Below are 25,952 nucleotides of genomic sequence, written 5' to 3'. Positions count from 1 at the left end.
CCGCCCCTGGCACCGTCCTGCCCCGAGTTCAGGGTTCGGGGGTGCTCGGTGTCGGGGGGAGGTCGGCGAGGAAGGTGCGGACCTCTTCGGCTTCGGGGACCGCGAGGGCGGTGTAGAGGTCGAGGGCCTGGCGGGCGTGGTCGTGGGCGAGGTCGGTGCGGCCGAGGTCGCGGTGGACGTGGGCGAGGCCGTTGTGGGCGCGGGCCTGTTCGGGGAGGTAGCTGAACTCCCGGGCGAGGGTCAGCGCGGAGTCGAACTCGGTCACGGCCCGGGCGAGGTCGCCCAGGGAGCGGGAGGCTTCCGCGAGGGCGTTGAGGGACTCGGCCTCGTCGCCGGGGAAGTCGAAGCGGCGGCTCAGGTCGAGGGCTTCGCCGTGGTGGCGCCGGGCCTCGTCGTAGCGGGCCTGCTGCTGGCACAGCAGGCCGATGTTGTTCAGCACGACGGTCTCGCCGATGCGGGATCCCGTCTCGCGGTACACGTGCAGCGCCTTCCGGTGGTGCTCGTGGGCGTCCTCGTATCGTCCCTGGCGTTCGTGGACGATGCCGAGGTCGGTCAGGCATCTCGCCTCGCCGCCGCGGTCGCCGAGCTCCTGGAAGAGCGCGAGGGCCTGCGCGCAGTGTTCGTGGGCCCGGTCGTAGGCGCGCCGCCGCGTGGCGACGGTGCCGAGGGCGGCCAGCGCGCTGGCCGCGACGCCCTGGTCGCCGGTCTCGCGCGCGAGGTCCAGGGCGTTCCGGAAGTGCTCGGCCGCCTGCTCGTAGGCGCCGTGCCACCAGAAGTACACCTGGCCCCGGTCGATGAGCGTGCGGGCTTCGGCGGCCGTGTCGCCGCAGAGGCGGGCGGCGCGCAGTGCCAGGCCGTTGAGGGCCAGCGCGTCGGCCTGGTGGCCGTGGCCCAGCAGGTAGCGGTGCAGGGTGGCGGCCAGTCGGCCGGTGTGGGAGTGCCAGTCGTGGTCGGCCGCGTACTGACCGGTCGCCATGAGGTTCGCGCGTTCGCCGTCCAGCCAGGTGATCGCCTCGGCCTCGTCCTGCGGGGGCCGGGCCGGTTCGTCCGGCGCGGGGATGCGCGGCCTGCGGTTCCTGCCCTCGGGGTAGAGGTGGTCGACGGCCGTGCTCGCGGTGTGGAGATAGTGGTGGAACAGCCGGCCGAGGGCCTCGCTCCGGGCGTCGGAGGGCTCCTCGGCGGCGGCGGTGGCGAGGGCGTGCTCGCGGAGCAGGTCGTGGAAGGTGTAGCGGCCGAGCTGGTGCTGGGTCAGGACGTGGGCGTCCAGGAGGTCTTCGAGGAGGGTCTCGGCCTCGTCGAGCGGGAGGCCGGTCAGCGCGGCGGCCGCCTCCGGGCCGATGTCACGGCCCGGCTGAAGTCCCAGAAGCCGGAACATGCGCTGCTGATCGGGCGTGAGCTGCTGGTAGGAGAGCGTGAAGGCCGCGGCCACCCCTCGTTCCGAGGTGGCCAGTTCGGCCAGTCTGCGGCGCTGGTCGCGGAGCCGGCCGGCCAGGTGGGCGACGGTCCACCGGGGGCGGTGGTGCAGCCGGGCGGCGGCGATGCGGACGGCCAGCGGCAGGAATCCGCACAGCTGGAGGACGTCGAGGACGGCCAGGGGTTCGGCGGCGGCCCGTTCGCCGACGATCGCCGCGAACAGCTCGACGGCGTCGGCGGCGGGCAGCACGTCCATGGACAGGGCGTGCGCCCCGTCCAGGTCGGTCAGCCGCCGCCGGCTCGTGACCAGGAGGAGGGCGGGAGAGGAGGAGCCCGGCAGCAACGGGCGTATCTGGTCGATGCCGAGGGCGTTGTCGAGGACGGCCAGCACGCGACGGCCGGAGAGCTCGGACCGCCACAGCGCGGCGCGCTCGGCGACCGACGCCGGAATCTGCTGCGCCGGCACGCCGAGCTGGCCGAGGAGGACCTCCAGCGCGGCGCCGGAGTCCAGCGGCAGCTGACCGGCGGTGTGGGCCTGGAGGTCCACGAAGAGCTGCCCGTCGGGGAAGTGCGCGGCGAGGCGGTGCCCCACGTGGACCGCGAGCGCCGTCTTGCCGACCCCGGCCATCCCGTCGATCGCCGAGATCGTCACGACTCCGCCGTCGTTCCCCGCCCACTTGCGGGTCAGCCCGTCGAGCTCGCCCTCGCGTCCGGTGAAGTCCGGGACGTCGAACGGCAGGAAGTTGCTCCCCTGCGGCTTCGCCGGCGCGGCGTCCGGCGGCCGCAGGTCGGCGGCGTCCCGCAGGATGTCCTGTTCGAGCTTGCCGAACGCGTGGCCCGGGTCGAGTCCCTGCTCCTCGGCCAGGTTCGACCGGAAGGTTCTCGCCACGTCCAGCGCGTCGGCCTGCCGTCCGGCACGGTGCAGGGCGAGCATCAGGTGGCAGCACAGCCGCTCCCGCAGCGGGTGGGCCGCCAGATGGGCGGAGAGCTCGTCGATGACGTCCTCGTGACGGCCCAGGGACAGTTCGACCTCGGCCAGGCGCTCGACGGCGGTGAGCCGCTGCCCGTCGAGGCGTCCTCTGGCGCCCTGCACGTAGTGGGCGGTGATGCCGGCCAGCGGTTCTCCCCGCCACAGCGCCAGCGCGGCGCGCATCCGGTCCGCCGTCTCCCCCGGGTCGCCGGAGCCCGCCGACGCCTTGGCGACCAGGCCGGTGAACTCGTCCAGGTCGAGTTGTCCCGGCCCGGGTGTGATCACGTATCCGGCCGGCCGTGTGACCAGCATCCGGTCGTTCCCCGAAGCGCGCAGCATCCGTCGGATCGCGGCGATCGTGGTCTGGATCTGCGCGCGGGCGGAGTCCGGCGGCAGCGGCCCCCACATCGCGTCGATCAGGCGATCCGTGCTGACCGCCACCCCGGCGTGCAGCAGCAGATAGGCGAGCACCGCGCGATGGCGGGGTGCCAGGCCGGGCGCGTCCGAGCCGGGAGCCACGGCCTCCACCGGACCGAGGATCGTGAACCGCATGCCGTCCTTCGAGGAGTCGTCCGTGCGCGCATCGAAGACGCATCGGGAATGTATCAAGATCGACCGGCAGGGTACTCGGCATGCCCCTCCACACCGTAGAACCGGAGATCGCGACCGGTGAAGCCGCCGCCCTGTTCACCGCCACGCACCGAGCCCTGGGAGTCGTCCCCAACCTGGCCAGGGTGATGGCCAACAGCCTGCCGGTGCTGAAGGGGTACGTGGACGTCGTCACCGCCCTGGACACGGAGGCGACCCTGCCGGCCGCCGTGCGCGAGAGCATCGCGTTGCTGGTGGCGCAGGAGAACGGGTCCGACTACTGCCTGTCGGTGCACTCGTTCCGCGGGACCAGGACGGCCGGGCTGAGTGCGCGGCAGGCCACCCGCGCACGCCGGGGCGAGGCCGACGACCCCTGGGTCGCCGCCGTCCTGGACCTGGCCGCCGTGCTGGTCCGTGAGCGCGGAACCGTCACCGACGAGCAGCTGGCCGCGGCCCGGCGCGCCGGCCTGTGCGACGGGCAGGTCGTCGAGGTCGTCGCCCATGTCGCTCTGAGCGTCTTCACCAACTACCTCGCCATGGCCGGCCGCGTCGCCGTCGACTGGCCGCTCGTGCGCCACACCGACCGGGAGAACGCGCACGCGAGCCACGGTCGGAGCCACGGCGCCTGAACAACGGCGCAGCGTCTGAACAACGGCGCAGCGCCTGAATCGGGGCGCGCAGCCCCCTTCACACCTCCCTGAAGTGCTTCATCGATCACGAAAGTCACCACTTTGCCCACAGCAGTGCACATCCACCCGCTCCAGACCGTTTCGCCCTCCGAAGCCGCCGCGTGGCATCAGGTCGTCGCCGCCTCGATGGCCCACGACCTGCCGGACGTACCGCCGCCCGGCCCGGAGCAGATCCACGCCCAGCTCACCGGACCCGCCCTGGGCAGTCGCCGGCTCACCTGGCTCGCCACCGGTGCGGACGGCATCCCGGTCGGCGTCGCCGGCCTGCGGCTGTTCACCTCCGGAGGGCAGGAGCACCTGGCCGAACTGGAACTCCACCTCGACCCCGCCCACCGCCGCCTGGGCTTCGGCACCCTCCTGCTGTCGGCAGCGGTGGCGGCCTGCCGCGCCGAGAACCGGCGCAGCCTGATCACCACGGCCGCGGCCGGCGGTCCGGGCGAGGCGTTCGGCGAGCGTCACGGCTTCCGCAGGGCGCTCACCCTGGATCACCTCCTCCTGCGCCTCGACGGGACGGGCGGGGCCGACCTCCTGCGGACGGCCGATGCCGAGCACCCCGGCTACCGGCTGACCGGCTGGACCGGAACCGTTCCCGACGACCTCGCCGACGCCTTCGCCGCGGCCAAGAACGCGATGAACGACATGCCCGTGGGAGACCTGGACTACGGCAGCGTGGCGTGGGACGCCGACCGGGTCCGCGCCATGGGCCGGGTGGTCGCCGATCGCGGGGACACCCTGCTGACCGTCGCCGCCGTCCACGACGACGGCACCATGGCCGGCTACACCGAGATCCTGCTCCCCCAGGGCACGGGTCCGCGCGCCCAGCAGTACGACACGGCGGTCGTGCCCGCCCACCGCGGCCACGGCCTCGGGCTATGGGTCAAGGCCGCCATGGTGCGGCGGCTGCGCGCCGAGCACCCCGGCGTCGTCGAGATCGAGACGGACAACGCCGACGACAACGTCCACATGCTGGCCGTCAACCACCGGCTGGGGTTCCGCTCCTACCGGCGCACGCACGAGTTCCAGCTCGACGTGCCCGCCGCCTGATCCCCGTACACCCCGTACACCCCGTACACCCCGTACACGCCCTCCATCGAAGAATCGAAGAAGCGAGAAGCGCTTGCGCAAGCTGACCTACTACATATCCGCCACCCTCGACGGCTTCATCGCGGGGCCCGAGGGCCAGTACGACTTCCTCCCCTTCGAGGGGGAGGAGGCCGCCGCGATCCTGGCGGACTTTCCCGAGACCATGCCCACCCCCGCGCGTGAGCCGTTCGGCGTCGCCGACCGGGCCGCCCGGCGCTTCGACACGGTCATCATGGGCCGCGCGACCTACGACCCGGGGCTCAAGGCCGGACTCACCAGCCCGTACGCCCACCTGGATCAGTACGTCGTCTCCCGCACGCTCGTCAGCCCCGATCCGGCGGTGACCGTCGTGGACGACCCCGTCGCGCTCGTCCGCGAGCTCAAGGAACAGGACGGCCTGGACATCTGGCTGTGCGGCGGCGGCAAGCTGGCGGCCGTCCTCCGGGACGAGATCGACGAGCTGATCATCAAGCGCCACCCCATCTTCCTCGGATCCGGCATCCCCCTGTTCGACGGCCCGTTCTCTCCGACGCGCTTCGCCCCGGTCGGCACGCGGTCCTTCGACTCCGGCTTCACCCTCACCCACTTCGCGAAGGTGCAGGCATGAACGTCTCCTCCTCCACGCTCTCCCTGACCGTCGCCGACGTGGACGCCTCCCGCCGGTTCCTCCACGCCTACCTCGGCTACGAGGTGACGAGGGCCGACGACGGGTTCGCGTCCCTGACGCGCGGGGACGCCGCCGTCGACGTCGTCCTGCTCCGCGCGGGTACGGAGATCCTCCCGCCCGAGCAGCGCGACCGGCGGGCGGCCGGTCTGATCCTGGCGCTCACCGTGACCGACCTCGCGGCGGAGGAGACCCGGCTGCGCGCGGCGGGCGCCCCCATCACCATGCCGCTGCGCGAGGAGCCGTGGGGCGAGCGGCTGTTCCAGATGACCGACCCGAACGGTGTCGTCGTCCAGCTCGTCGAATGGGCGGCCGACGCCCATCCTGTCGACGCCGATCCGGCCGCCACCGATCCCGTCGACGACGACGTGAGCGCCGCCATGCGGGTGATCTCACCCTCCGCGGACCACGTCACCGTCTCCCCGAACGCGACCATGACCGGCCTGGCGGCTCCCAGCCGCGGCAGCGCCGCGCTCAGCACCTGGACCGTCACGATGAACGCCGGCGCCACCGGCCCCGAGCACTCCGTCGACCGTGAACAGGTCTGGACGGTCACCGCGGGAGCCCTGGAGGTGACCTGCGACGGCCGGAGCGAGAAGGTCACGGCCGGCCAGACCCTGATCCTGCCGCCGAACCTCCTCCGCCGGGTCCACGCCCCGGAACAGGCCGCGGCCCACGTCTCCATGCCCGCCGGCGGAGTCGCCTCCGTCCCCGGTACCGACGGCACGCGGGAACTGCCCTGGGCCCGCTGACCCGCACCACCCGCACGACGTCCCGGCCCCGAGGGGGCCCACGGCGGGACTCGGAGGACCCGAATCCCGCCGCACCATCGCCGGCCACGGCCGGCACCCACAGGAATGAGATGCACGGAATGCGCGTGTTGTTGATGGCCTACGGATCGCGCGGCGACATCGCACCGCTGGCGGGTCTGGCGCTTCAGCTGCGGAAGCTCGGCGCGGAGGTACGCGTGTGCGCGCCGCCGGACGAGGAGTTCGCGGACCTGCTGGCCGGTGTCGGCGCGGAGCTGGTGCCCTTCGGGCGGGACGTGCGCGCGCTGCGTACGGGAGCGCCGCCGTCGGACGCGGCCGCGTTCGCCGCCGAGCTGGTCGCCGCGCACTTCGACACGGTCGGCGAGGCGGCCGAGGGCTGCGACGTGCTGGTCGCGAGCGGTCTGATGCCGGCCGGTGCCCGCTCGGTGGCCGAGAAGCTGGGCATCCGCTACGTGTACGCGGGCTTCCATCCGTTCGAGATGCCGTCCGCGCACTACCGTCCGTCGGCGCGGCCGGGCCCGCCCGCCCCGCCCGGAACGACCGACATCCAGGCCCTGTGGGACCTGGACGCCCAGAAGGTCGACGCCCTCTAGCGCGAGCCCCTCAACGCCCACCGCGAGGCGCTCGGCCTCGCACCGGTGGACAACGTCCGCGACCACGTCTTCGGCGAGCGGCCGTGGCTGGCGGTGGACCCCGTCCTGGGCCCGTGGGAGCGGCTGACGAACCTCGACGTCGTGCAGACCGGCGCGTGGATCCTGCCCGACGAACGCCCCCTGCCCGCCGACCTGGAGGCCTTCCTGGACGCCGGTACGCCTCCGGTGTACGTCGGCTTCGGGAGCATGCCCATGGGCACGGCCACCGACATCGCCCGGACGACCGTCGAGGCGGCCCGCGCTCAGGGCCGACGCGTCCTCGTCTCCCGCGGCTGGGCCGGCCTGGGGCCGGTCGACGACGCGGACGACTGCTTCGCCGTCGGCGACGTCAACCACCAGGCCCTGTTCCGCCGTGTCGCCGCCGTCGTCCACCACGGCGGCGCGGGCACGACGACCACCGCCGCCCGAGCCGGTGCGCCCCAGGTGGTGGTACCCCAGTTCGTGGACCAGCCGCACTGGGCCGCCCGCGTGGCCGACCTGGGCATCGGCGCGGCGCACGACGGCCCGACCCCGACCTTCGACTCGCTGTCGGCCGCGCTCGGGACGGCCCTGGCCCCCGAGACGGAGGCACGGGCGAAGGCCGTCGCCTCCACGATCCGCACCGACGGGACAGCGGTGGCGGCGAAGCTGCTCCTCGACACGGCGGACGCCCTCGGCACGGCACCCGCCGCGCCGATGAGCCGCGAACGGATCTCCGCGATCGCCCATGCCGGCCACCCGATCAAGGCTCCGCTCGACGACGACGCGGTCGGCCTGCTCCTCGAACGCGGCCTCCCGCGCGGCGACGAGCGGGTGCTCGACCTCGGGTGCGGCACGGCGGAATGGCTGCTGCGCGCCCTGGCGAAGCGCCCCCGCCTGCACGCCGAGGGCGTCGACGTCTCCGACGTCTCCCTGGCGCGGGCCCGCCGGGCGGCGAACGGGCTCGGGGTCGGCGAGCGGCTGGTCCTCCACCACCGGGAAGCCGCGGGGTTCGTCTCCGCGCAGCGGTTCGACCTGGTCGTCAGCGTCGGCGCGACCCATGCCTTCGGCGGCCTGCTCCCCACCCTCGCGGCGGCCCGCGAGCACCTGGCCCCCGGCGGCCGTGTCCTGATCGGCGAGTCGTTCTGGGACCGCGCCCCCTCGCCGGAGGCCGTCGAGATGTTCGGTGATCTCGACGACCTGGCGACCACGGTGGACCGCGTCGTCGCCGAGGGATGGACCCCCGTCCACGGCCATGTCAGCACCCGCGCCGAGCTGGACGCCTACGAGTGGGCCTGCTGGGGCTCGCTGGCCGCATGGGCTCTGGACCACCCCGCCGATCCGGCCGCCGCACAGGTGCTGGAGACGGCCGACGCTCAGCGCTCGCGGTGGCTGCACGGGTACCGGGACAGCTTCGGCTTCCTCAGCCTGGTCCTGCGGCGAACGGCGGATTGACCGGCCCGCAGGGGTCAGGCGGGGCGGCGGCGGTGAGGAGGGCGGTGGTGCGTTCGTCGCCTTCCCGGCGCTGCGGCGCGGAGAGCTTGCCCGGCAGCGCCGGGGTGGCTCAGCACCGCGATCACCACGGCCTCCGACTCGCCTACCGCACGCGGAGAGTACGGAAGCGGGTGGGATCCGCCGGGTCGCGGTCGGCCACCTGGACCGGGCCCGCCCACTGCCAGACGGGGGCGGACGGGGACGGGCGGGTGAAGCGGATCTCGCCCCGGGTGCCCTCCACGACCACCCGCGGCCAGGCCCCGGCCACCGCCGCGCGGTCCGTGCCGTGGACGCGGAGGGCGTCGGCGAGGACGGTGACCGTGTCGTACCCCTCGAAGGCCACGAAGGACGGCGCGGCGCCGAGGCGGGCGCGGAGGGCCGCCTCCACCCGTGCGCCGAGGGGGGTCGGCCGGGCGGGGAGGTAGCGGAGGAAGGGGACCCCGCCGGCCTCCTCGCCGAGCAGCTCCGCCCACTCGGCGAACTCCGGCTGGCCGGCCGGCGCGCCGATCAGGACGCCCGCGAGGCGCGGGTCGCGGCGGGCTGCCCCGCGGACCGCCCGGACCAGCTCGACCGCCGGGCCCGGGAAGCCGGTGAGGAGGAGCAGCGCCGTCGCGCCCTCAGCGGCCAGCGCGTCGGCGAGCGCCGCCGGCTCCAGGGCGCGCGCGTCGAACTCCGTGACGGTGCCGCCGCGCGGGGCCAGGTGCTCGCGGAGGATCCGGGTGCCCGCCGCCCAGTAGGCGCCCGGCTCGGTCGCGACCGCGAGGCGGGTGTGGCCCTCGGCGAGGAGGAACTCGGCGTAGAGCCGCCAGCCTTGGGACTGTACGGGGGCCAGGCGCGCCACCCGCTCCGCCGGCTCGTCGGTCAGCGCGTCGATCACCGCGGACGAGCACAGGTACGGCACGCCGAGGGCCTCGGCGCGGGCGGCCGCGGCCCGCGCCACCACGCTGTGGTACTCCCCCGCCAGGGCGACCGCCCCGAGGGCCGCCAGCTCGTCCACGGCCGCCTCGGCCCGGCGCGGGTCGGCCGCGGTGTCCCTGACCAGGAGCTCCAGGGGCCGCCCGCCGACACCTCCGGCCGCGGTGATCCCTCCCGTGGCGGTGATCTCGTCCGCGGCCAGTTCGAGGCCGGCCAGCAGGTGCCGGCCCGCCTCCGTCCAGCCGGGGCGGCTCAGCGGGGCGAGGACGCCTATCCGGAGGGGGGCTGGGGTGCTCATGGGCGGGGCTCCTGTGGGTGGTCGGTGGTGCGGTGCGTACGGTGCCGTGCGGTGCGTGCGGTTCCCTCCTCATTGTTCGCACGGGGCCGTTCACGCGGAGCCGCTTTTTTCGCGCGGGGGGGGCGGGACCTCGGACGACGACCGTGACGCACCGGGATTGTCGGTGCCACCCGCCACAATCGGAGCCATGACCGCGACCGTGCCGCCGGCCCTCACCGCCCGCTCCCTCAACCGGGCCACGCTCGCCCGTCAGTTGCTGCTCGCGCGGGAACCGGTGTCCGTGGAGGAGGCGGTCCGGCGGGTGGTGGCGCTCCAGGCGCAGCAGCCGGGCTCGCCGTACGTGGCGCTGTGGAACAGGGTGGCGGGCTTCGACCCGGCCGCCCTGGACGCGGCCGTCGAGGGCTTCCGGCTGGTCCGCTCGACGCTGATGCGGATCACCCTGCACCTCGTGCGTGCCGACGACTACCGCCCCTTCCGGGCGGCGGTGGAGCCGACGCTGCGCGGCAGCCGGCTGCGCGACCGGCGGTTCACCGACACCGGGCTCACCCCGGAGGGCGCCGACGCGCTGCTGCCGGAGCTCCTCGCGTACGCCGCCCGTTCCCGCACCGGGGAGGAACTACGGCGGCGCGCCGAGGAGTTGTGGGGCGGCGGGAGCCTCACCCCGGCGGCGGGGCGGATGCTGCGGCAGTACGCGCCGCTCTGGCACGTGCCGAGCGGCCCGCCGTGGCAGTACGCCACCTCCCCCGGTTTCGTGGCGGCGACGCCCGGGTCGCTCACGGCCGGCCCGGAGGCCGCCGCCGAGGGGCTGAAGGCACTGGCCCGCCGCTATCTCGCGGGCTTCGGCCCGGCGTCGGCGGCGGATCTGGGCCAGTTCGGCCTGGTGCAGCGCGGCCGGGCCCGCGCGGCGCTCGACGCGCTCGTCGCGGAGGGCGCGGCGGAGGTCCTGGCGGGCCCGGACGGGGCGGTCCTGTACGACCTGCCGGGGGCGGCCCGCCCGGACGGCGCCGTGCCCGCCCCGCCGCGCCTGATGGCGATGTGGGACAGCACGCTGCTCGCGTACGCGGACCGGAGCCGGATCGTCCCCGCCGCGTACCGGAAGCACGTCATACGGATCAACGGCGACGTGCTGCCGACGCTCCTGGTCGACGGGTACGTGGCGGGCGCCTGGCGGCCGGTCGAGGGCGGGATCGAGGCGGCGGCCCTCCACCCGCTCGCGCCCGCCGACTGGGACGGGCTCGCGGCCGAGGCGGCGTCCCTGGGGGCGCTGCTCGCCGACCGCGATCCGCGGGTGTACGGGCGGTACGACCACTGGTGGGCGAAGGGCCTGCCGGCGGTCGAGACCCGCGTCCTGCCCTACTGACCGCCGGCCGTCAGCGCCTTGAGGGCGATGTTGAGTTCGAGGACGTTGACGCGGGGTTCGCCGATGAAGCCGAGGATCCGGTCGTCGGTGTGGTCGGCGACCAGTTTCCCGACCGTCGCGACGTCGAGCTTGTTGCGTTCGGCGACGCGGTGGACCTGGAGCTTCGCGTACTCCGGGGAGATGTGCGGGTCCAGGCCGGAGCCGGAGGAGGTGACCGCGTCGGCGGGCACGTCCGAGGGCTTCACCGTGTAGCCGTTCACCGAGTTGTCCTTGATCACGGCCGCCTTCGCGTCCGTGACCCACTGGATCAGGTCCGCGTTGTCACCCGATCGGTTGGTGGCCCCGGACAGGATGATCGAGTACTGGGTGTTGACGGAGTTGACGCCCAGGCCGTTCGAGGGACGGGGCTGGAACCAGCGCAGGTCGGGGGCTTCCCCGTCGAGGTAGGTCTGCCCGATGAGCGCGGAGCCGACGACCCTCCCGCTCGCGTCCTCGGTCTCGGAGCCGTTCGCCTTGCCGGGGAAGGCGAGTTGGGCGATGCCGGTGACGGCGAGCGGGTAGAGGACGCCGCAGACGAGGGTGAGGGCGAGGAGGGCGCGCAGGCCCGCCCAGAGCACACGCCCGGTGTTGCTGACGGAGTTGTTCATGACGGCGATCAACCGATTCCGGGGATGAGGAGGGCGAGGAGGAGGTCGATGAGCTTGATGCCGACGAAGGGGGCGATCAGGCCGCCGAGCCCGTAGACCGCGAGGTTGCGGCGGAGCATCGAGTCGGCGCTGCTCGGCCGGTAGCGCACGCCCTTCAGGGCGAGCGGCACCAGGGCGACGATGATCAGCGCGTTGAAGACGACGGCGGAGAGGATCGCGGACTCGGGCGAGGCCAGGCCCATGATGTTGAGCTTGTCGAGCGAGGGGTGGGCCACGGCGAACATGGCCGGGATGATCGCGAAGTACTTCGCGACGTCGTTGGCGATGGAGAAGGTCGTCAACGCGCCCCGGGTGATGAGGAGCTGCTTGCCGATCTCGACGATCTCGATGAGCTTGGTCGGGTTCGAGTCGAGGTCGACCATGTTGCCGGCCTCCTTCGCCGCCGACGTGCCCGTGTTCATCGCCACGCCCACGTCCGCCTGCGCCAGCGCGGGCGCGTCGTTCGTGCCGTCGCCGGTCATCGCGACCAGCTTGCCGCCGGCCTGCTCCCGCTTGATGAGGGCCATCTTGTCCTCGGGGGTGGCCTCGGCGAGGAAGTCGTCGACACCCGCCTCCTCGGCGATCGCCTGCGCGGTCAGCGGGTTGTCACCCGTGATCATGATCGTCTTGATGCCCATGCGACGCAGCTCGTCGAACCGCTCCCGCATGCCCTCCTTGACGATGTCCTTCAGGTGGATCACGCCCAGGACGCGCGCGCCCTCGTCGTCCTGAACAGCCACCAGCAGCGGCGTGCCACCAGCCTGGGAAATCCGGTCCGTGAGCGCCTGCGCGTCCTCGGCGACGGTGCCACCCTGCTCCTCCACCCACGCGACGACCGAACCGGTCGCGCCCTTGCGCACCTTCCGGCCGTCGACGTCCACGCCGGACATGCGCGTCTGGGCGGTGAACTGGATCCACTCGGCGTGGGCCAGCTCGCCCTGGTGACGCTCGCGCAGCCCGTACTTCTCCTTGGCGAGGACCACGATGGAACGGCCCTCGGGCGTCTCGTCGGCCAGCGAGGAGAGCTGGGCGGCGTCAGCGACCTCGGCCTCCGTCGTGCCGCGTACGGGGACGAACTCGGCGGCCTGCCGGTTGCCCAGGGTGATCGTTCCCGTCTTGTCGAGCAACAGGGTGCTCACGTCGCCGGCGGCCTCGACCGCCCGCCCCGACATGGCGAGGACGTTGCGCTGCACCAGCCGGTCCATGCCGGCGATGCCGATCGCGGAGAGCAGCGCGCCGATCGTCGTCGGGATCAGGCAGACCAGAAGAGCCGTCAGGACGATGAGCGAGGTCTGCTCGTCGGCGCCCGCGTAGATCGCGAACGGCTTCAGGGTGACGACGGCGAGCAGGAAGACGATGGTGAGGGACGCCAGCAGGATGTTGAGGGCGATCTCGTTCGGGGTCTTCTGCCGCGCCGCGCCCTCGACCAGGTTGATCATGCGGTCGATGAAGGTCTCGCCGGGCTTCGTCGTGATCTTGACGACGATCCGGTCCGACAGCACCTTCGTGCCGCCGGTGACGGCCGAGCGGTCGCCGCCGGACTCGCGGATGACCGGGGCGGACTCGCCGGTGATGGCGGACTCGTCCACGGACGCGACGCCCTCGACGACGTCACCGTCGCCGGGGATGACGTCGCCGGCCTCGCAGACGACGAGGTCGCCGATCTTCAGCTCGGTACCGGGGACGCGCTCCTCGTTCTCGCCGATGATCCGGCGGGCGACGGTGTCGGTCTTGGCCTTGCGCAGGGTGTCGGCCTGCGCCTTGCCCCGGCCCTCGGCGACCGCCTCCGCGAGGTTGGCGAAGACCGTGGTCAGCCACAGCCAGGCGGTGATCGCCCAGCCGAACCAGTCCCCGGGGTGCATCACGGCGAGGACGGTGGTGACGACCGAGCCGACGAGCACCACGAACATGACCGGCGACTTCACCATCACGCGCGGGTCGAGCTTCCTGACCGCGTCCGGGAAGGAGGCGAGGAGCTGGCGGGGTTCGAAGAGCCCGCCGCCGACGCGTCCGGTCTCGGCGGTCGCTCCGGAGGGTGCCCCGGTCCTCGGGGGCCGGGTGGGGGTGAGGGTGCTCATGCTGCGAGTCCTTCGGCGAGCGGTCCCAGGGCGAGGGCCGGGAAGTAGGTGAGGCCGGTGATGATCGCGATCGTGCCGACCAGCAGGCCCGTGAACAGCGGTTTCTCGGTCCGCAGCGTGCCCGCTGTCTCCGGTACGGGCTGCTGCCCGGCCAGCGAGCCGGCCAGCGCGAGGACGAACACCATCGGCAGGAAGCGGCCCAGCAGGATCGCGATGCCGATGGTCGAGTTGAACCACTGGGTGTCGGCGTTCAGGCCCGCGAACGCCGAACCGTTGTTGTTGGCGCCGGAGGTGAACGCGTACAGGATCTCGGAGAAGCCGTGCGCGCCGGAGTTCGTCATCGAGTGCGACGGCGTGTCCAGGACGAACGACGCCGCGGTGAAGCACAGGACCAGCGCGGGGGTGACCAGGATGTAGCAGGCCGCGAACTTGATCTCGCGGGTGCCGATCTTCTTGCCCAGGTACTCCGGGGTCCGCCCGACCATCAGACCGGCGAGGAACACCGCGATGACCGCCATGATCAGCATGCCGTAGAGGCCGGAGCCGACGCCGCCGGGCGCGATCTCGCCCAGTTGCATGCCGAGCATGGTGATGCCGCCGCCGAAGCCCGTGTACGAGGAGTGGAAGGAGTTCACCGCGCCCGTCGACGTCAGCGTCGTGGCGACCGCGAAGAGCGAGGAGCCGGCGACCCCGAAACGGGTCTCCTTGCCCTCCATCGCCCCGCCCGCGATCTCGAACGCCGGGCCCCGGCCCGCGAACTCGGTCCACATCATCAGCGCCGTGAACCCGATCCAGATCGCGGCCATCGTGCCGAGGATCGCGTACCCCTGCTTCACCGAACCGACCATGCGGCCGAAGGTCCGGGTCAGGGCGAAGGGGATGACGAGGATCAGGTAGATCTCGAAGAGGTTCGACAGCCCGTCGGGGTTCTCGAAGGGGTGGGAGGAGTTGGCGTTGAAGTAGCCGCCGCCGTTCGTGCCCAGCTCCTTGATGACCTCCTGCGAGGCCACCGCGCCGCCGTTCCACTGCTGCGTGCCGCCGGTGAACCGGCCGACCTCGTGGATCCCGGAGAAGTTCTGGATCACCCCGCACGCGACGAGCACCAGCGCCCCCACGACCGCCATCGGCAGCAGGATCCGGACGACACCGCGCACCAGGTCGGCCCAGAAGTTCCCCAGCTCACCGGTGCGGGACCGGGCGAAGCCGCGCACCAGCGCGACCGCGACGGCCATGCCGACGGCCGCCGACACGAAGTTCTGCACCGCCAGGCCGCCGGTCTGCACGACGTGGCCCATGGCCTGCTCGCCGGAGTACGACTGCCAGTTGGTGTTCGCCACGAACGACGCGGCCGTGTTGAACGCCTGGTCCGGGTCGATCGACACGAAGCCCAGCGAGCCGGGCAGCGCGCCCTGCACCCGCTGGAGCGCGTACAGGAACAGCAGGCTCACCAGGGAGAAGGCGAGGACCCCGCGCAGATACGCCGGCCAGCGCATCTCCACCGACGGGTCGGCGCCGATCGCCCGGTAGACCCACCGCTCGAACCGCAGATGCTTCTCCGAGGAGTACACGCGCGCCATGTGGTCGCCGAGCGGTCTGTACGACAGACCGAGGGCGGCCACCAGCGCCAGGAGCTGGAGGACTCCAGCGAGGACAGGACTCATCTCGGGACTCAGAACCTCTCCGGCTTGACGAGGGCGAGGACGAGATAGCCCAGGAGGGCGGCGGCCACGAGGAGACCGACGACGTTCTCGGCACTCACAGCTTCGCCACCCCCTTGGCGATGAGCGCCACCAGCGCGAAGACCGCGAGCGCGGTGACGACGAAGGCCAGATCGGCCATCGTGACTCCCTGGAGAAGGAAGAGGGGATTCTCGGACAGGACGAGAAAACCTCCTTCCCGGGCCCCCACCGCCTTCGTTGACGTGCCTCTGACGCCGCGCACGCCCGTCTTGACGCTTCCCCTACGACCCGGCCCGTCCGGGGCTCCCCCATTGCCAGTGACCTTCGGGCCGCCTATCTTCGAGCCACACCTACGGACCGGGATGCTCGTCAGTCCCGGGGCGGTCCGCCGTTCACGGGCCGGACGGCGGGGAGCGCACGACCGCGGGACGCGGCGCGCTGGACGCCGGGCGTACGGGATACCCGTATCCGCGTACCCGCAGGAGCTGAACCGCATGAGCAAGCACGTCCTGGCCCAGAACCAGTACGGCAAGGCCGAGAACCGCGTCGTCCGCATCTCCCGCAAGGGCGGCGAGGACGGCGCCTGGCACGAGATCCGCGACCTGAACGTGTCGGTGGCGCTGCGCGGCGAGTACCGCGACGTCCACCTGACCGGCGACAACGGCAACTGCCTGCCGACCGACACCACCAAGAACACGGTCTACGCCTTCGCCAAGGAGCACGGCATCGCCTCCCCCGAGGCGTTCGCGATCCTCCTCGCCAAGCACTTCGTGACCTCCCAGGAGGTGATCCGCGAGGCGCAGATCCGCGTCGAGGAGTACGCCTGGGAGCGGATCCCGGTCCCCACCCGCAAGGAGCAGCACTCCTTCGTCCGCAAGGGCCAGGAGGTGCGCACCGCGCAGGTCACGTACAGCGAGGCCACCGGCCTCCAGGTGCTGTCCGGTCTGAAGGACCTGACCGTGATGAACTCGACCAACTCGGAGTTCCACGGCTTCATCAAGGACGAGTACACGACGCTCCAGGAGGCGTACGACCGGATCCTGGCCACCAAGGTCACCGCCCGCTGGGCGAACTCGGCCACAGCCGCGGCGGACCCGGAGCACGACTGGGACCGCTCGTACGCCAAGGCCCGCCGGCACATGCTGGAGGCGTTCGCGGAGACGTACAGCCACTCGCTCCAGCAGACCCTGCACGCGATGGCCTGCCGGGTCCTGGACCACGTGCCCACCGTCAACGAGGTGCGGCTGAACCTGCCGAACAAGCACCACTTCCTGGTGGACCTGGAGCCCTTCGGCCTGAAGAACGACAACGAGGTGTACTTCGCGGCGGACCGCATGTACGGCCTCATCGAGGGCACCGTCCACCGCGACGGCGTGCAGCCGGTGATCGCCACCTCCGACTGGATCACCGCCTGACCGGCAGCCGCTAGAGCAGCCCGGCCGCCCCGGTTCCCAGCCATACGGCTCCGAGCCCGGCGATCGGGCTGCCCGCCGCGTTCAGGACCGCGTACCCCTTCGCCCCGCCCTCGTACAGCTTCAGCGTCTCGTACGAGAAGGTCGAGTACGTGGTGAGGGCGCCGCACAGGCCGGTGCCGAGCAGCAGCTGCGCCTGCGCCGAGGCGACGCCGGTGAGCAGGCCGAGGACGAACGAGCCCACGACGTTGACGGTGAAGGTCCCCCAGGGGAAGACCGAGTCGTGGCGGGCCTGCACGGCCCGGTCCGTGAGGTAGCGCAGCGGCGCGCCCACGCCGGCGCCGAGGGCGACGAGCAGCCAGTTCACTCCGCCGGCGTCCCTTCCGGGCCGTCGGCGGGGTCCGTCCGGCGCACCGTCTCGCAGGCGTCGAGGACCACCAGACCGCCGCCCGTCACCAGCTCGTCGAGCTGCGGCAGGAAGGCGCGGATCCGCTCCTCCTCGTCCACGATCACCACCGCCACCGGCAGGTCCTCGCTGAGCGAGAGGATGCGGGCGGTGTGGACGCGGCCGGCGCCGCCGAAGCCCTCGACGCCCCGGAAGACGGAGGCGCCGGCCAGTCCGGCGGCGTGGGCGCGGTGCACGATCTCGCTGGAGAGCGGACGGTGGTGCCAGGTGTCGTTCTCGCCGACGACGACCGTCAGCCGCAGCGCCGGCCTCGTTCCGTGCGGTGTCGTCCCGGGCGGTGTCATGCCGGCTCCCTCCGCACCCACAGGGCCCGGCCCGCGGCGACGCCGGCGACGACGGCGGCGAGCGCGGTGACCAGCGTCCCGCCCAGATAGAGGACACCCTCGGCGGGGCCGCCCGCGGCGAACAGGCCCCGGGTGTCGAGCGCGTACGTCGAGAAGGTGGTGAAGCCGCCGCAGAACCCGGTGCCGAGGAAGGGCCTCAGGAGCGGGTGCGGCGCCGACGGGGCCTCGGTGGCGAAGACCATCAGGAGGCCGATCACGGCGCAGCCGAGCGCGTTGACCAGGAAGATCGTCCAGGGGAACGTGCCGGGCGCGGTCGGCCAGGCGAGCGTCGCGGCATAACGGGCGGACGCGCCGAGCACACCGCCGGCGGCGACCACCGCGACGACCGGCGCCTGCTCCCGGATACCCATACCCCCAGGTTAAGGGTGGTGCGAGGCGCACGGGCCGCGGTACCGGCCTGGGGCATTAACCGGGTCCTGCCCGTGCCGCCTCGCTCTGCGATGGTCCGGCGACGGAGCGCGACGGGTCAAAGCGGGTCCGGCGAGTCTGTCAGCTCCTCGGGGAGGGCCCGCGGACCGGTGACGGCGGGGCGGGCGCGGCCCCGCGCCGGGGGGTGTGGTCCGGCCACCACCCCCGGTGCCCGAGGTGGGTGCGGGGGCCCTCGGAGCGCGTTCCGGGCTCGGTTCGAGGGTGGTTCGAGGCCCCCGCGGAAGCGGTCGAAGCGCAGGTCAGGGGTGGGGCGGTGGTCCGGCCACCATCAAGAGGCCGATTCGGGTGCCGGGTCCACCTCGTCGGGACGGGGGTGGAGGCGAGACCGTGAAGGGGCAGCGGGAGGCAGCTGCGCAACCCTCGGGCAGGACGGGCAGGAGTGTCGTGAGTACATCCGTCGCAATCAAGCGCGGGACGGCCGCCGTGGCCGTCCCGTCGACCGTTCCGCGTCCCCGGGTCCGCGCCGTTCCCCGGGCCGCCGCGCCGCGTCCCGGCTCGGACGTCTACACCGAGCTGACCACCGCGCTCTTCTCCGGCTTCGCCCGCCGCGACCAGCGGCTGAAGGCCGAGCAGTACCTGCACGGACTGCTCACCGCGCAGGGCCGCAAGTCGATCCGGAACATCGCCGCGCAGATCGGCGGCCCCGCCGCCGAGCAGAGCCTGCACCACTTCATCTCCAGCTCCACCTGGGACTGGCAGCCGATGCGCGCCTCGCTCGGGCGGTTCCTGGAGCGCGGCGGGCATCCGCAGGCGTGGGTGGTGCGGCCGATGCCGATCCCGAAGGCCGGCGAGCACTCGGTGGGCGTGGACCGGCGGTTCGACCCGGAGCGCGGGCAGGTCTTCCAGGGCCAGCAGGCCTTCGGCGTGTGGTTCGCCGGGGAGGAGCTGAGCGCTCCGGTCAACTGGCGGCTGTTCCTGCCGGATCCGTGGGTGAAGGACCGGACGCGGCGCGACCGCGCGGAGGTCCCCGAGGAGGCCGGCGAGGAGACGCTTGAGGAGTGCGCGGTCTCCGCCGCCCTGGAGACGGCGCACTGGACCGACATCACCCGCAAGCCGGTGCTCCTCGACATCCGGGGCGGCGCGGGGCGGGCGGCGCTGACGCGGCTCGCCGCGGCCGGGGTGCCGGTGGTGGCGCGGATCGGGGCCGGTTCGCGGCTCGCGATCGCGGACCGCTCGCTGCCGGGCTTCGGCGCGGGCCCGCTGCCGGCGGCGCAGATACTGGAGTCCCTGAAGGGACTGCGGCGACCGGTGAGCTGGGTGGACACGGTGGGCGGCGCGCGGACCTCGCGGACCTCCCTCGCGACGGCCGTCCGGGTCGCGCTGCCCTCCCCCGGCGGGGAGCGGATGCGGCCGCTGATGCTGCTCGGCGAGTGGGACGACCCGCGCCGGGGCCCGGCCCGGGTGTGGATCAGCGACCTGACGCAGGCGACGGTCGGTTCGCTGCTGCGGCTGACGAAGCTGGCGCACCGGGTGGAGCGGGACTTCGCCGCGGTCGGCGAGGCGGCGGGGCTGCGGGACTTCGTGGGCCGTTCGTACCGCGGCTGGCACCGGCACATCACGCTGGCCTCGGCCGCGCACACGGCGACGGTGCTCGGCTCGACGTGGGACACGGCGTGCGACGCCCCGCGCCGCGCCGGCTGACCCGCTCCGGGACCTCTTGCGGCCGGACGGTCCCGTCCGGCCGTCCGCCCGAGCCCGCCCCAACGGGCCACCGGGGCCGAAGGGTGCCCGTCCGCACGGCGCGGGCGGGCGCCCACGCGCGCGTGGCGGGTGCGGTGCGGGGTCCGTGGTCGGTGGAGCCGTGGCCGGTCGGGACGCGGTCGGTCGGGACGCGGTCAGTCGAGCGGGCCCGCCGGGAGGCGTGCCGGGGACGTGGCGGCTCTGCGGCGGCCCAGCACCTCGCGGGTGCGCTGCAGGCGCAGGGCGAGCTGGACCTCCAGGACCTGGCCGGGCTTCTGCCAGGCGGGGCCGAGGAGTTCGCCGATGCGCTCCAGACGCCGGGAGACGGTGTTGGGGTGGACGTGCAGGGCCTCGGCCGCGTTGGTGGGACTGCCGCCGGAGGCGAAGTACGCCTCCAGGGTGCGGGTGAGGTCGGTGAGCCGCTCGGCGTCGTAGTCGAGGACGGGCCCGATCGCGTTCTCCACGAAGCCGTCGACGTCGTGGTCGTCGGAGAGCAGCATCCCGAGGAAGCCGAGGTCGGAGACGGCCGCGGCGGAGCCCGTACCGCCGAGGGCGCTCATCGCGTCCAGGCAGCGCAGCGCCTCCGCGTACAGCGGGCCGACCGCGTCGGGGCTGCCGCCGGGTCCGGCGGCGGCGACGGAGACGGGGTGGCCGAGGAGCGGGGTGAGCTCCTCGGAGACGGCGGAGGCGGCGGCGGAGGCGTCCACTCCGGGGAGCAGCAGGACGACACAGCCGCCCTGCACGGTCTTGAGCCCGGAGAGCCGGTACGCGTACGAGGACGCCCAGACCACGGCCCGGCCCTGCTCGCCGCCCTCGGGGCGGGCGACCACGAGGACGTGAGGTTTGCGCAGGTCCACGCCGAGTCGCCGGGCGCGCCTGGCGCTCTGCTGCGGGGCGTGCGGCGGGTCGGCGATGAGGTCGTCGAGGAGTTCGTCGCGGACGGGGCCCTCGGCGACGGCGGTGGAGCGCTGCATCAGGAGGAGCAGGGCGACGGACTGGGCGACGAGTTCGAGGAGTCGTTCGTCCTCGTCGGTGAGGCCGCCCTCGACGCGGACGACCAGGCCGCCGAGGTCCTCGGAGCCGGCGATGACGGGGGCGACCCAGACGGAGTCGGCGGCGAGGACGGGACGGCGCAGCGCGTGGGCGTCGAGGGAGGCCTTGGCGACGGCCTCCTCGTCGAGTCCGGGGAAGTCGCCGCAGGCGGCGAGGCGCCGGCCGCCGGGGTCGCGGACCATCACGGTGGCGTCGAGGGCGTCGCCCGCTGCCTTGGCGACGTGCGGGAGGTCGCCGCCGGCGAGGACCAGGTTCATGATCCGGCCGTGGGCCTCGGAGACGTGCCGCATCCGGGCGAGGCTGGTGCGCACGCGCGCGCTGTCCCGTTCCAGTTCGAGGAGTTCGGCGCGGGTGCGGTCGAGGAGTCCGGCCTTCTCGACGGCGAGGGCGGCGAGGGCGCCGAGGAGGGCGATCTCCTGCGGGGTGTGCTCGCGGACGCGGCGGTCGGCGCCGAAGAGGGCGCCGATGACGGAGTCCCCGCTGCGCAGCGGCACGGCGAGGATGGCGCGGAGGCCTTCGGCGCGGACGGCCTCGTCGCCGGGGTCGACGACCTCGGCGTCGTCGAGGGCGGCGGCCGGGTCGGGGGCCTCGCCGCTGGTGAACCGCTCGTCGGCGGGGTAGTCGGGGGTCCAGATGGGTTCGCCGGTGCGCTGGACGACGCCGCCGAGGCAGTTCCCCGCGCCGATGCGCAGGCCGACGCTGAGGCCGGGTCCGGTGGTCTCGCCGGTGTCCCCGCCGGTGCGGGAGCCTTCGGTGACGCGGATGTAGCAGGCGCCCTGGGGGCCGCGGAGGGTCACGTACGCCATGTCGAGGCCGAGGAGCCGGCGGGCGCGGCGGGTGACGATGCGGAGCAGGCCGTCCAGGTCGTAGCTGAGTGTCAGATCGCGGGCGGTGTCGGTGAGGACGGCGAGGGAGGCGCCGCTGCGGGCGGCGCGGGCCCGGTCGGTGGCGCGTTCGTCGTGGAGGGAGCGGGCGAGGGCGACGGCCCGCTCCAGGCGGCCGAGTCCGGCGCCGTCGAGTCCGGCGAGGCGGGCCTCGTCGACGAGGGCCTCGAACCGGTCGGGCGCGCCCTGTCCGGCGAGCAGTTCCAGGACGGCGAGCAGCGCGTCGGCGCCCGCGCTCTGGTCCGCGCCCCGCTTGTCCATCTCCCCCACCCCCGTCGTCGAACCTAAATCGGGCACCTCGGAGAAAACCCGTCCTCGCGGCCGAAACTAATTCGGTCCCGGAAGCGGGTCAACGGTGACGTGCGGCACTTCATTCCCGGGGCTCCGCCGTCCCCTCCGGAGGCGGAACCGACGGCGCGTCAGACAGCCATGGCGACGCCCGTGGTGACGGTGCCGGCGCGGACGGGCTTGGGCTGGCCGGGGACGCGCGGCACGGCGGGGCCGTACCAGGTGACGGCGGGCGTCTCCTCGGCGGCGGCGGAGGACGTGACGGCGGAGGACGTGACGGCGGAGGACGTGGCGGCGGAGGACGTGGCGGCGGCAGTGGCGGCGGTACGCGCGGGCGCGGGCACGACGGCGTACCCGAAGAGCCCCTCGGAGGTGCCGTTGAGCGCGGTGCGGGTGCCGGTCGCGGCGGGCGCGCGCGTGTGGCGGACGGCGAGGGCGGAGTGCTGCAGCCGGCGGAGGCGGGCGGAGGGCTCCATGCCGGTCTCCCGGTGGAGGACCGTGCGCAGCCGCTCGTAGACGGCGAGGGCCTCCTCGTGGCGGCCGCAGCGGAGCAGGGCGACCATGAGGTGGGCGTGGAGCGGTTCGTTGGTGGCGTAGCGGGCGGCGAGACCGGGGAGTTCGGAGAGGATCGCCTCGTGCCGGCCGAGGCCGAGCTGGGCCTCCACCCACTGGTCGAGGACGCTGAGGCGGGCGGACTCCAGGCGCTCTATCTCGCGGCGGAGGCAGGGGCCCGCGGCCACGCCCGCGTAGGGCTCGCCGTGCCAGAGGGCGAGGGCCTCGCCGAGCCGCAGCGAGGCGCGGGCCAGGTCGCCGGCGTCCATGGCGCGGTAGCCGGCGCCGGCCGCGCGCTCGAACTGGCCGATGTCGTGGACGCCGACGCCGGTGTCGAGGCGGTAGCCGCCGGGGAGCGAGACGAGGACGGCGTCGGCGGTGCGCCGCTCGGTCCAGCCGGCCGCGCCGGTGTCCTCCGCGGACTCGTGGAGGGCGCGGGCGATGAGCGCGCGGAGCTCCGCGATGTGGGTGGCGATCTCGGTGCGGGCGCCGCGCGGGGCGCCGGACGGCCACAGCTCCTCGGTGAGGACGGTGACGGGCACGACCTGGCCGGCGAAGGCGGTGAGCAGGGCGAGGATCTGGCGTGGAGCGGCCGCTGTCGGAGTGATCGGTACCCCGCCCTCGCGGACCGACAGTCCCCCCAGGATGTGGATGTCCACTATGCCCCCTCGGTGTCTGCGCAAGCGGATCCTGAGGTTGATTAAAAAAAGACCCCCCTGGTCATGTCAATAAGAAACCGGAAGGTATGAAATCCAGGTCCCTGAATTGGGAGACCTTCGCCCGGTTTGGTGGGGAATAAGGACGTCGTGTTCACGCCAGGGGCCGAAAGTCGATGCGTGCCAGCAGCATGTTTCGGACTCGGGGGTTTGGTTTAGCAGGGACCCTGCGGATGCCGGGAGGGTGATCTTCGATGAGATCGCGCCATCCGGGACGGCATCCCGACCCGACGGTCTGTTTCAGCCGACCGCCGCGGCGGTGAGCAGACCGAAGGAGACGAGGATCAGGGCCGTACGGATCCGGTGGTAGCCGTTCCAGCGCCCCTCGAAGGCGGCGCGGCTCGCCGACGGGTCCTCGCCGGGCCCCTCGGCCGCGGCGAGCGCGTTGTTGAGCGGGACGTTCCCGACGACGGTGACCAGGTGGTTGAGGACCGCGCAGACGAAGCCCGTGAGGACCAGCCAGCGCTGCGCCTCGGTCCGCCCCTCCACCGGCACCAGGTAGGCGGCGACCGGGAGGACCGCGACGGCGGCGAAGACGGTCAGGAAGACGGCCCTGGGCACCGCCTCGTTCACACGGCGCATGGCGGTGACGAACGCGGCGTCCGTGAGGCGGCCCAGGGCGGGCATGATCCCGGTGAGGAAGACGAGGAGGAACCCGGCGTAGAGGCCGGTGCTTCCGACGGCGAGGGCGAGCAGCAGGGTGGCCATGGGCTCATGATGCCGCGCCCGCGGCGGAGCCGCCCGTTCCCCTCGGGCGGCTTCCGCGGGTACGGCTCCGGCCTCGCCGCGCATACGACTCCGGCCCCTGCCACGCGCGCGTGGCAGGGGCCGGACCCATGGGGCGTACGGCTCGGGCGTACGGCTCAGGCGTACGGGTCTCCGGAGCGGAACTCGCCCTCCTGGGAGGGGCGTTCACCCATCAGCCGGTCGGCCTGGCGCACCGCCTCGGCCAGCTCGCCGACCACCGCGGAACCGGAGCGCCCCCGGATGGCGTCGGCGTACCCGGCGAGCTCGCCGAGGCGCGGGGCGCCCGGCAGCCGGCCGCCGCCGCGCAGCTCCTCCGCGAAATAGGCGGAGATCGCCGAGAGTTGCAGACTGTCGTGACCCCCCTGCCAGAGCCCGGCGCGCAGCGCGCCCGCCTCGACCGTGCCCGAACGCTCCTGCGGGGAGCGGGAGTCGGGGTCGAGCCAGCGGACGGTGGCGGTGGCGATCCGGCCGCTCGCGCCGGGCCTGGTCTTCACCACGTACAGGGCGGTGACCGTGTGCCCGGCGCCGACCTCGCCGCCGTCGACCCGGTCGTTCCGGAAGTCCTCGTCGGCGACCTCGCGGTTCTCGTAGCCGATCAGCCGGAAGCGCTCCACGGTCCCCCGGTCGAAGGCGACCTGCGCCTTGGCGTCCCGGGCGCGCAGCTCGACCTGGGCGGGCAGCTGGTCGACGAAGACCTTCCGCGCCTGCTCCTGGGTGGAGACGTACGTGGTCTGGCCGTCGCCCTTGTCGGCGAGCCGTTCCATCAGCTCGTCGCCGTAGTCGCTGCCGACCCCCACCCCGAAGAGGGTGATGCCCTTCTCCCGGCGCTGCTCGTCGATGCGGCCGAGGAGGGCGTCGGCCGCGGTCTCCCCGGTGTTGGCGAGGGCGTCGGAGAGCAGCACCACCCGGTTGGTGGCGCCCTTGCGGTGCCCCTCGGCGGCCACGTCGTAGCCGGTGCGCAGGCCGGCCTCCAGGTTGGTGGAGGAGCGGACGGCGAGGGAGTCGACGGCCTCGCGGACCCGGCCGCGGGCGTCGCCGAGGCGGGTCATCGGCAGCAGGGTCTCCGCCTCGTCGCTGAAGGCGACCAGGGCGAGGGAGTCGTCGTCGCGGAGCTCGTCGGCGGCCAGCCGCAGGGCGTGCTGGGCGAGGTCGAGCCGGCCCGGCTCGTTCATCGAGCCGGAGACGTCGACGACGAAGGTGAGGGCGGCGGGCGGGCGTTCGCCGGCCCGGTCGGCGCCCCGGGTGGCGAGGCCGACCCGGACGAGCGACCAGCCCTCCTCGCCGGTGGCGGCGCCGTCGACGGTGACGCTGAAGCCGTCGTCGGCGGGGCGCGGGTAGTCGGGGCGGAAGCTGTTGACGAACTCCTCGGGCCGGACGGTGGCGGGGTCGGGCAGCCGGCCCTCGGCGAGCGAACGGCGCGCATAGCCGTACGAGGCGGTGTCGACGTCGAGGGCGAAGGTGGAGAGGTAGTCGGGGTCGGGGCTCGGGGCCCGCTGCTCACCCTCGGGCGCGCCCGAGGGGCGCTGGTCGCCGCCCCTGTCCGCCTGGCCGTCGGCCGGGGCCGGCGGGGCGGCGGTGCCGCCGCCGTTGGGGAGCGCGGGTGCGGCCTTCCGGTGGTCGCTGGACTCGCGCGCCGAGTCGCCCGCCTCGCCGGCGCAGCCGCCGGCGAGGAGCGCGGCGGCGAGCGCCCCGGCGAGGGCGGCGGTCCTGACGGTGCGCCTGGCGGAGCTTCCGGCGGAGCTCCTGACGGTGCTTCCGTCGACACTTCCGGCGGTGCTTCCGACGGTGCTTCCGACGGTGCTTCCGGCGGTGCTTCCGGCGGTGCTTCTCCGGTGCGGACGTTTCATGGTCGACTCCCCGTTTCTGTACGGAAGTTGCGCCGGGCGACCGGCACCGCCGGGCGGGGCGGGTCGGGCTTCGGGCCTCTGTGACTGTGACGAACGGGAGGCGCGGGCGGACCCCGCGAAGGAGTTGCGGATGGATCTCGATGTGGCAACGGAACGCGGAACGGGGGCCAGTGGCATGGAGACGCCAGGTTTGTCCACAGGGGTTGTCACCGTGCGCAGTCGCATGAGTACATGGA

At 73.6% G+C, this 25,952-nt stretch carries 22 protein-coding genes and 1 pseudogene; 9 read left to right on the top strand and 14 right to left on the bottom strand.

The features are described from left to right. Positions 1-28 precede the first annotated feature (28 nt). Positions 29-2,935 (bottom strand): BTAD domain-containing putative transcriptional regulator, encoded by a 2,907-nt coding sequence (locus tag HHL19_RS01230; protein ID WP_169084640.1) that lies wholly within the window; start codon positions 2,933-2,935, stop codon positions 29-31. Between the two features lie 80 nt (positions 2,936-3,015). On the opposite strand from HHL19_RS01230, the gene HHL19_RS01225 reads away from it, so the two are divergent. The 6 genes and pseudogenes from HHL19_RS01225 to HHL19_RS01200 all read left to right on the top strand — a co-directional run bounded on the left by HHL19_RS01225 (position 3,016) and on the right by HHL19_RS01200 (position 8,243). Next, positions 3,016-3,600, top strand: a complete 585-nt coding sequence (locus tag HHL19_RS01225) for a carboxymuconolactone decarboxylase family protein (protein WP_169084638.1) — start codon at positions 3,016-3,018, stop codon at positions 3,598-3,600. 102 nt (positions 3,601-3,702) lie between these two features. Continuing rightward, entirely contained in the window at positions 3,703-4,704 is a 1,002-nt protein-coding gene (locus HHL19_RS01220) for a GNAT family N-acetyltransferase (protein WP_240981371.1), read from the top strand. Between the two features lie 73 nt (positions 4,705-4,777). Then, on the top strand, positions 4,778-5,350 hold the full coding sequence (locus tag HHL19_RS01215; RefSeq protein ID WP_169084636.1) for a dihydrofolate reductase family protein: 573 nt from the start codon (positions 4,778-4,780) through the stop codon (positions 5,348-5,350). Next, positions 5,347-6,159 (top strand): VOC family protein, encoded by an 813-nt coding sequence (locus HHL19_RS01210; protein ID WP_169084634.1) that lies wholly within the window; start codon positions 5,347-5,349, stop codon positions 6,157-6,159. The genes HHL19_RS01215 and HHL19_RS01210 overlap by 4 nt, the downstream gene beginning before the upstream one ends. 119 nt (positions 6,160-6,278) lie before the next feature. Beyond that, positions 6,279-7,472 (top strand): annotated as a pseudogene (locus HHL19_RS01205) (glycosyltransferase); the annotation flags it as partial. A gap of 33 nt (positions 7,473-7,505) precedes the next feature. Then, a complete protein-coding gene (locus HHL19_RS01200) occupies positions 7,506-8,243 on the top strand; it encodes a class I SAM-dependent methyltransferase (protein ID WP_169086184.1) in 738 nt (245 codons plus the stop codon). A 142-nt stretch (positions 8,244-8,385) separates the two neighbouring features. Here HHL19_RS01200 and HHL19_RS01195 read toward each other — a convergent pair whose 3' ends face one another. Beyond that, positions 8,386-9,495, bottom strand: coding sequence for an ABC transporter substrate-binding protein (locus HHL19_RS01195; RefSeq protein ID WP_169084632.1), 1,110 nt, complete (start codon positions 9,493-9,495; stop codon positions 8,386-8,388). Between the two features lie 187 nt (positions 9,496-9,682). Between HHL19_RS01195 and HHL19_RS01190 the strand changes: the two genes are divergently transcribed. After that, positions 9,683-10,855, top strand: coding sequence for a winged helix DNA-binding domain-containing protein (locus HHL19_RS01190; protein ID WP_169084630.1), 1,173 nt, complete (start codon positions 9,683-9,685; stop codon positions 10,853-10,855). Here HHL19_RS01190 and HHL19_RS01185 read toward each other — a convergent pair. Genes HHL19_RS01185 through HHL19_RS01165 form a run of 5 tightly spaced genes read right to left on the bottom strand, consistent with a single transcriptional unit; the run spans position 10,849 to position 15,560 of the window. Beyond that, entirely contained in the window at positions 10,849-11,502 is a 654-nt protein-coding gene (locus HHL19_RS01185) for a potassium-transporting ATPase subunit C (RefSeq protein WP_169084628.1), read from the bottom strand. The genes HHL19_RS01190 and HHL19_RS01185 overlap by 7 nt on opposite strands. 8 nt (positions 11,503-11,510) lie before the next feature. Continuing rightward, positions 11,511-13,619 carry a potassium-transporting ATPase subunit KdpB gene (gene kdpB / locus HHL19_RS01180; protein WP_169084627.1) on the bottom strand — a complete coding sequence of 703 codons (2,109 nt, stop codon included), beginning with the start codon at positions 13,617-13,619 and terminating at the stop codon, positions 11,511-11,513. After that, entirely contained in the window at positions 13,616-15,280 is a 1,665-nt protein-coding gene (gene kdpA / locus HHL19_RS01175) for a potassium-transporting ATPase subunit KdpA (protein ID WP_169084625.1), read from the bottom strand. The genes kdpB and kdpA overlap by 4 nt, the downstream gene beginning before the upstream one ends. A gap of 8 nt (positions 15,281-15,288) precedes the next feature. Further along, positions 15,289-15,378 carry a K(+)-transporting ATPase subunit F gene (gene kdpF / locus HHL19_RS36955; RefSeq protein WP_123452475.1) on the bottom strand — a complete coding sequence of 30 codons (90 nt, stop codon included), beginning with the start codon at positions 15,376-15,378 and terminating at the stop codon, positions 15,289-15,291. Continuing rightward, the gene (locus HHL19_RS01165; protein ID WP_169084231.1) at positions 15,375-15,560 is read right to left on the bottom strand and encodes a hypothetical protein; all 186 of its coding nucleotides are present in this window, start codon (positions 15,558-15,560) and stop codon (positions 15,375-15,377) included. Before HHL19_RS01165 ends, kdpF begins: the two co-directional genes overlap by 4 nt. A gap of 232 nt (positions 15,561-15,792) precedes the next feature. Between HHL19_RS01165 and pucL the strand changes: the two genes are divergently transcribed. Then, positions 15,793-16,713, top strand: a complete 921-nt coding sequence (gene pucL / locus HHL19_RS01160) for a factor-independent urate hydroxylase (RefSeq protein ID WP_169084624.1) — start codon at positions 15,793-15,795, stop codon at positions 16,711-16,713. Positions 16,714-16,723: 10 nt separating this feature from the next. Here the strand turns inward: pucL and crcB (HHL19_RS01155) are convergent, their stop codons facing one another. From crcB (HHL19_RS01155) to crcB (HHL19_RS01145), 3 genes are read right to left on the bottom strand one after another with little or no spacing between them, the layout of a single operon-like run. Further along, on the bottom strand, positions 16,724-17,077 hold the full coding sequence (gene crcB, locus HHL19_RS01155; RefSeq protein WP_169084622.1) for a fluoride efflux transporter CrcB: 354 nt from the start codon (positions 17,075-17,077) through the stop codon (positions 16,724-16,726). Beyond that, a complete protein-coding gene (locus HHL19_RS01150; protein ID WP_169084620.1) occupies positions 17,074-17,460 on the bottom strand; it encodes a DUF190 domain-containing protein in 387 nt (128 codons plus the stop codon). The genes crcB (HHL19_RS01155) and HHL19_RS01150 overlap by 4 nt, the downstream gene beginning before the upstream one ends. After that, positions 17,457-17,870 (bottom strand): fluoride efflux transporter CrcB, encoded by a 414-nt coding sequence (crcB, locus tag HHL19_RS01145; RefSeq protein ID WP_169084618.1) that lies wholly within the window; start codon positions 17,868-17,870, stop codon positions 17,457-17,459. Before crcB (HHL19_RS01145) ends, HHL19_RS01150 begins: the two co-directional genes overlap by 4 nt. Positions 17,871-18,333: 463 nt before the next feature. On the opposite strand from crcB (HHL19_RS01145), the gene HHL19_RS01140 reads away from it, so the two are divergent. Beyond that, a complete protein-coding gene (locus HHL19_RS01140) occupies positions 18,334-19,590 on the top strand; it encodes a transposase (protein WP_169084616.1) in 1,257 nt (418 codons plus the stop codon). A 194-nt stretch (positions 19,591-19,784) separates the two neighbouring features. Here the strand turns inward: HHL19_RS01140 and HHL19_RS01135 are convergent, their stop codons facing one another. The 4 genes from HHL19_RS01135 to HHL19_RS01120 all read right to left on the bottom strand — a co-directional run bounded on the left by HHL19_RS01135 (position 19,785) and on the right by HHL19_RS01120 (position 25,716). Then, complete coding sequence (locus HHL19_RS01135) at positions 19,785-21,827, bottom strand: helix-turn-helix domain-containing protein (RefSeq protein ID WP_169084614.1); 2,043 nt, start codon at positions 21,825-21,827, stop codon at positions 19,785-19,787. Between the two features lie 158 nt (positions 21,828-21,985). Continuing rightward, on the bottom strand, positions 21,986-23,065 hold the full coding sequence (locus HHL19_RS38005) for an AfsR/SARP family transcriptional regulator (RefSeq protein WP_346768221.1): 1,080 nt from the start codon (positions 23,063-23,065) through the stop codon (positions 21,986-21,988). A 297-nt stretch (positions 23,066-23,362) separates the two neighbouring features. After that, positions 23,363-23,830, bottom strand: coding sequence for an anthrone oxygenase family protein (locus HHL19_RS01125; RefSeq protein WP_169084612.1), 468 nt, complete (start codon positions 23,828-23,830; stop codon positions 23,363-23,365). 155 nt (positions 23,831-23,985) lie between these two features. Continuing rightward, positions 23,986-25,716, bottom strand: coding sequence for a von Willebrand factor type A domain-containing protein (locus tag HHL19_RS01120; RefSeq protein WP_169084610.1), 1,731 nt, complete (start codon positions 25,714-25,716; stop codon positions 23,986-23,988). Positions 25,717-25,952 lie beyond the last annotated feature (236 nt).

This window comes from Streptomyces sp. R302 (assembly GCF_012927245.1).
GTDB lineage: Bacteria > Actinomycetota > Actinomycetes > Streptomycetales > Streptomycetaceae > Streptomyces.
This window is presented reverse-complemented; position numbering and strand designations above follow the sequence as displayed.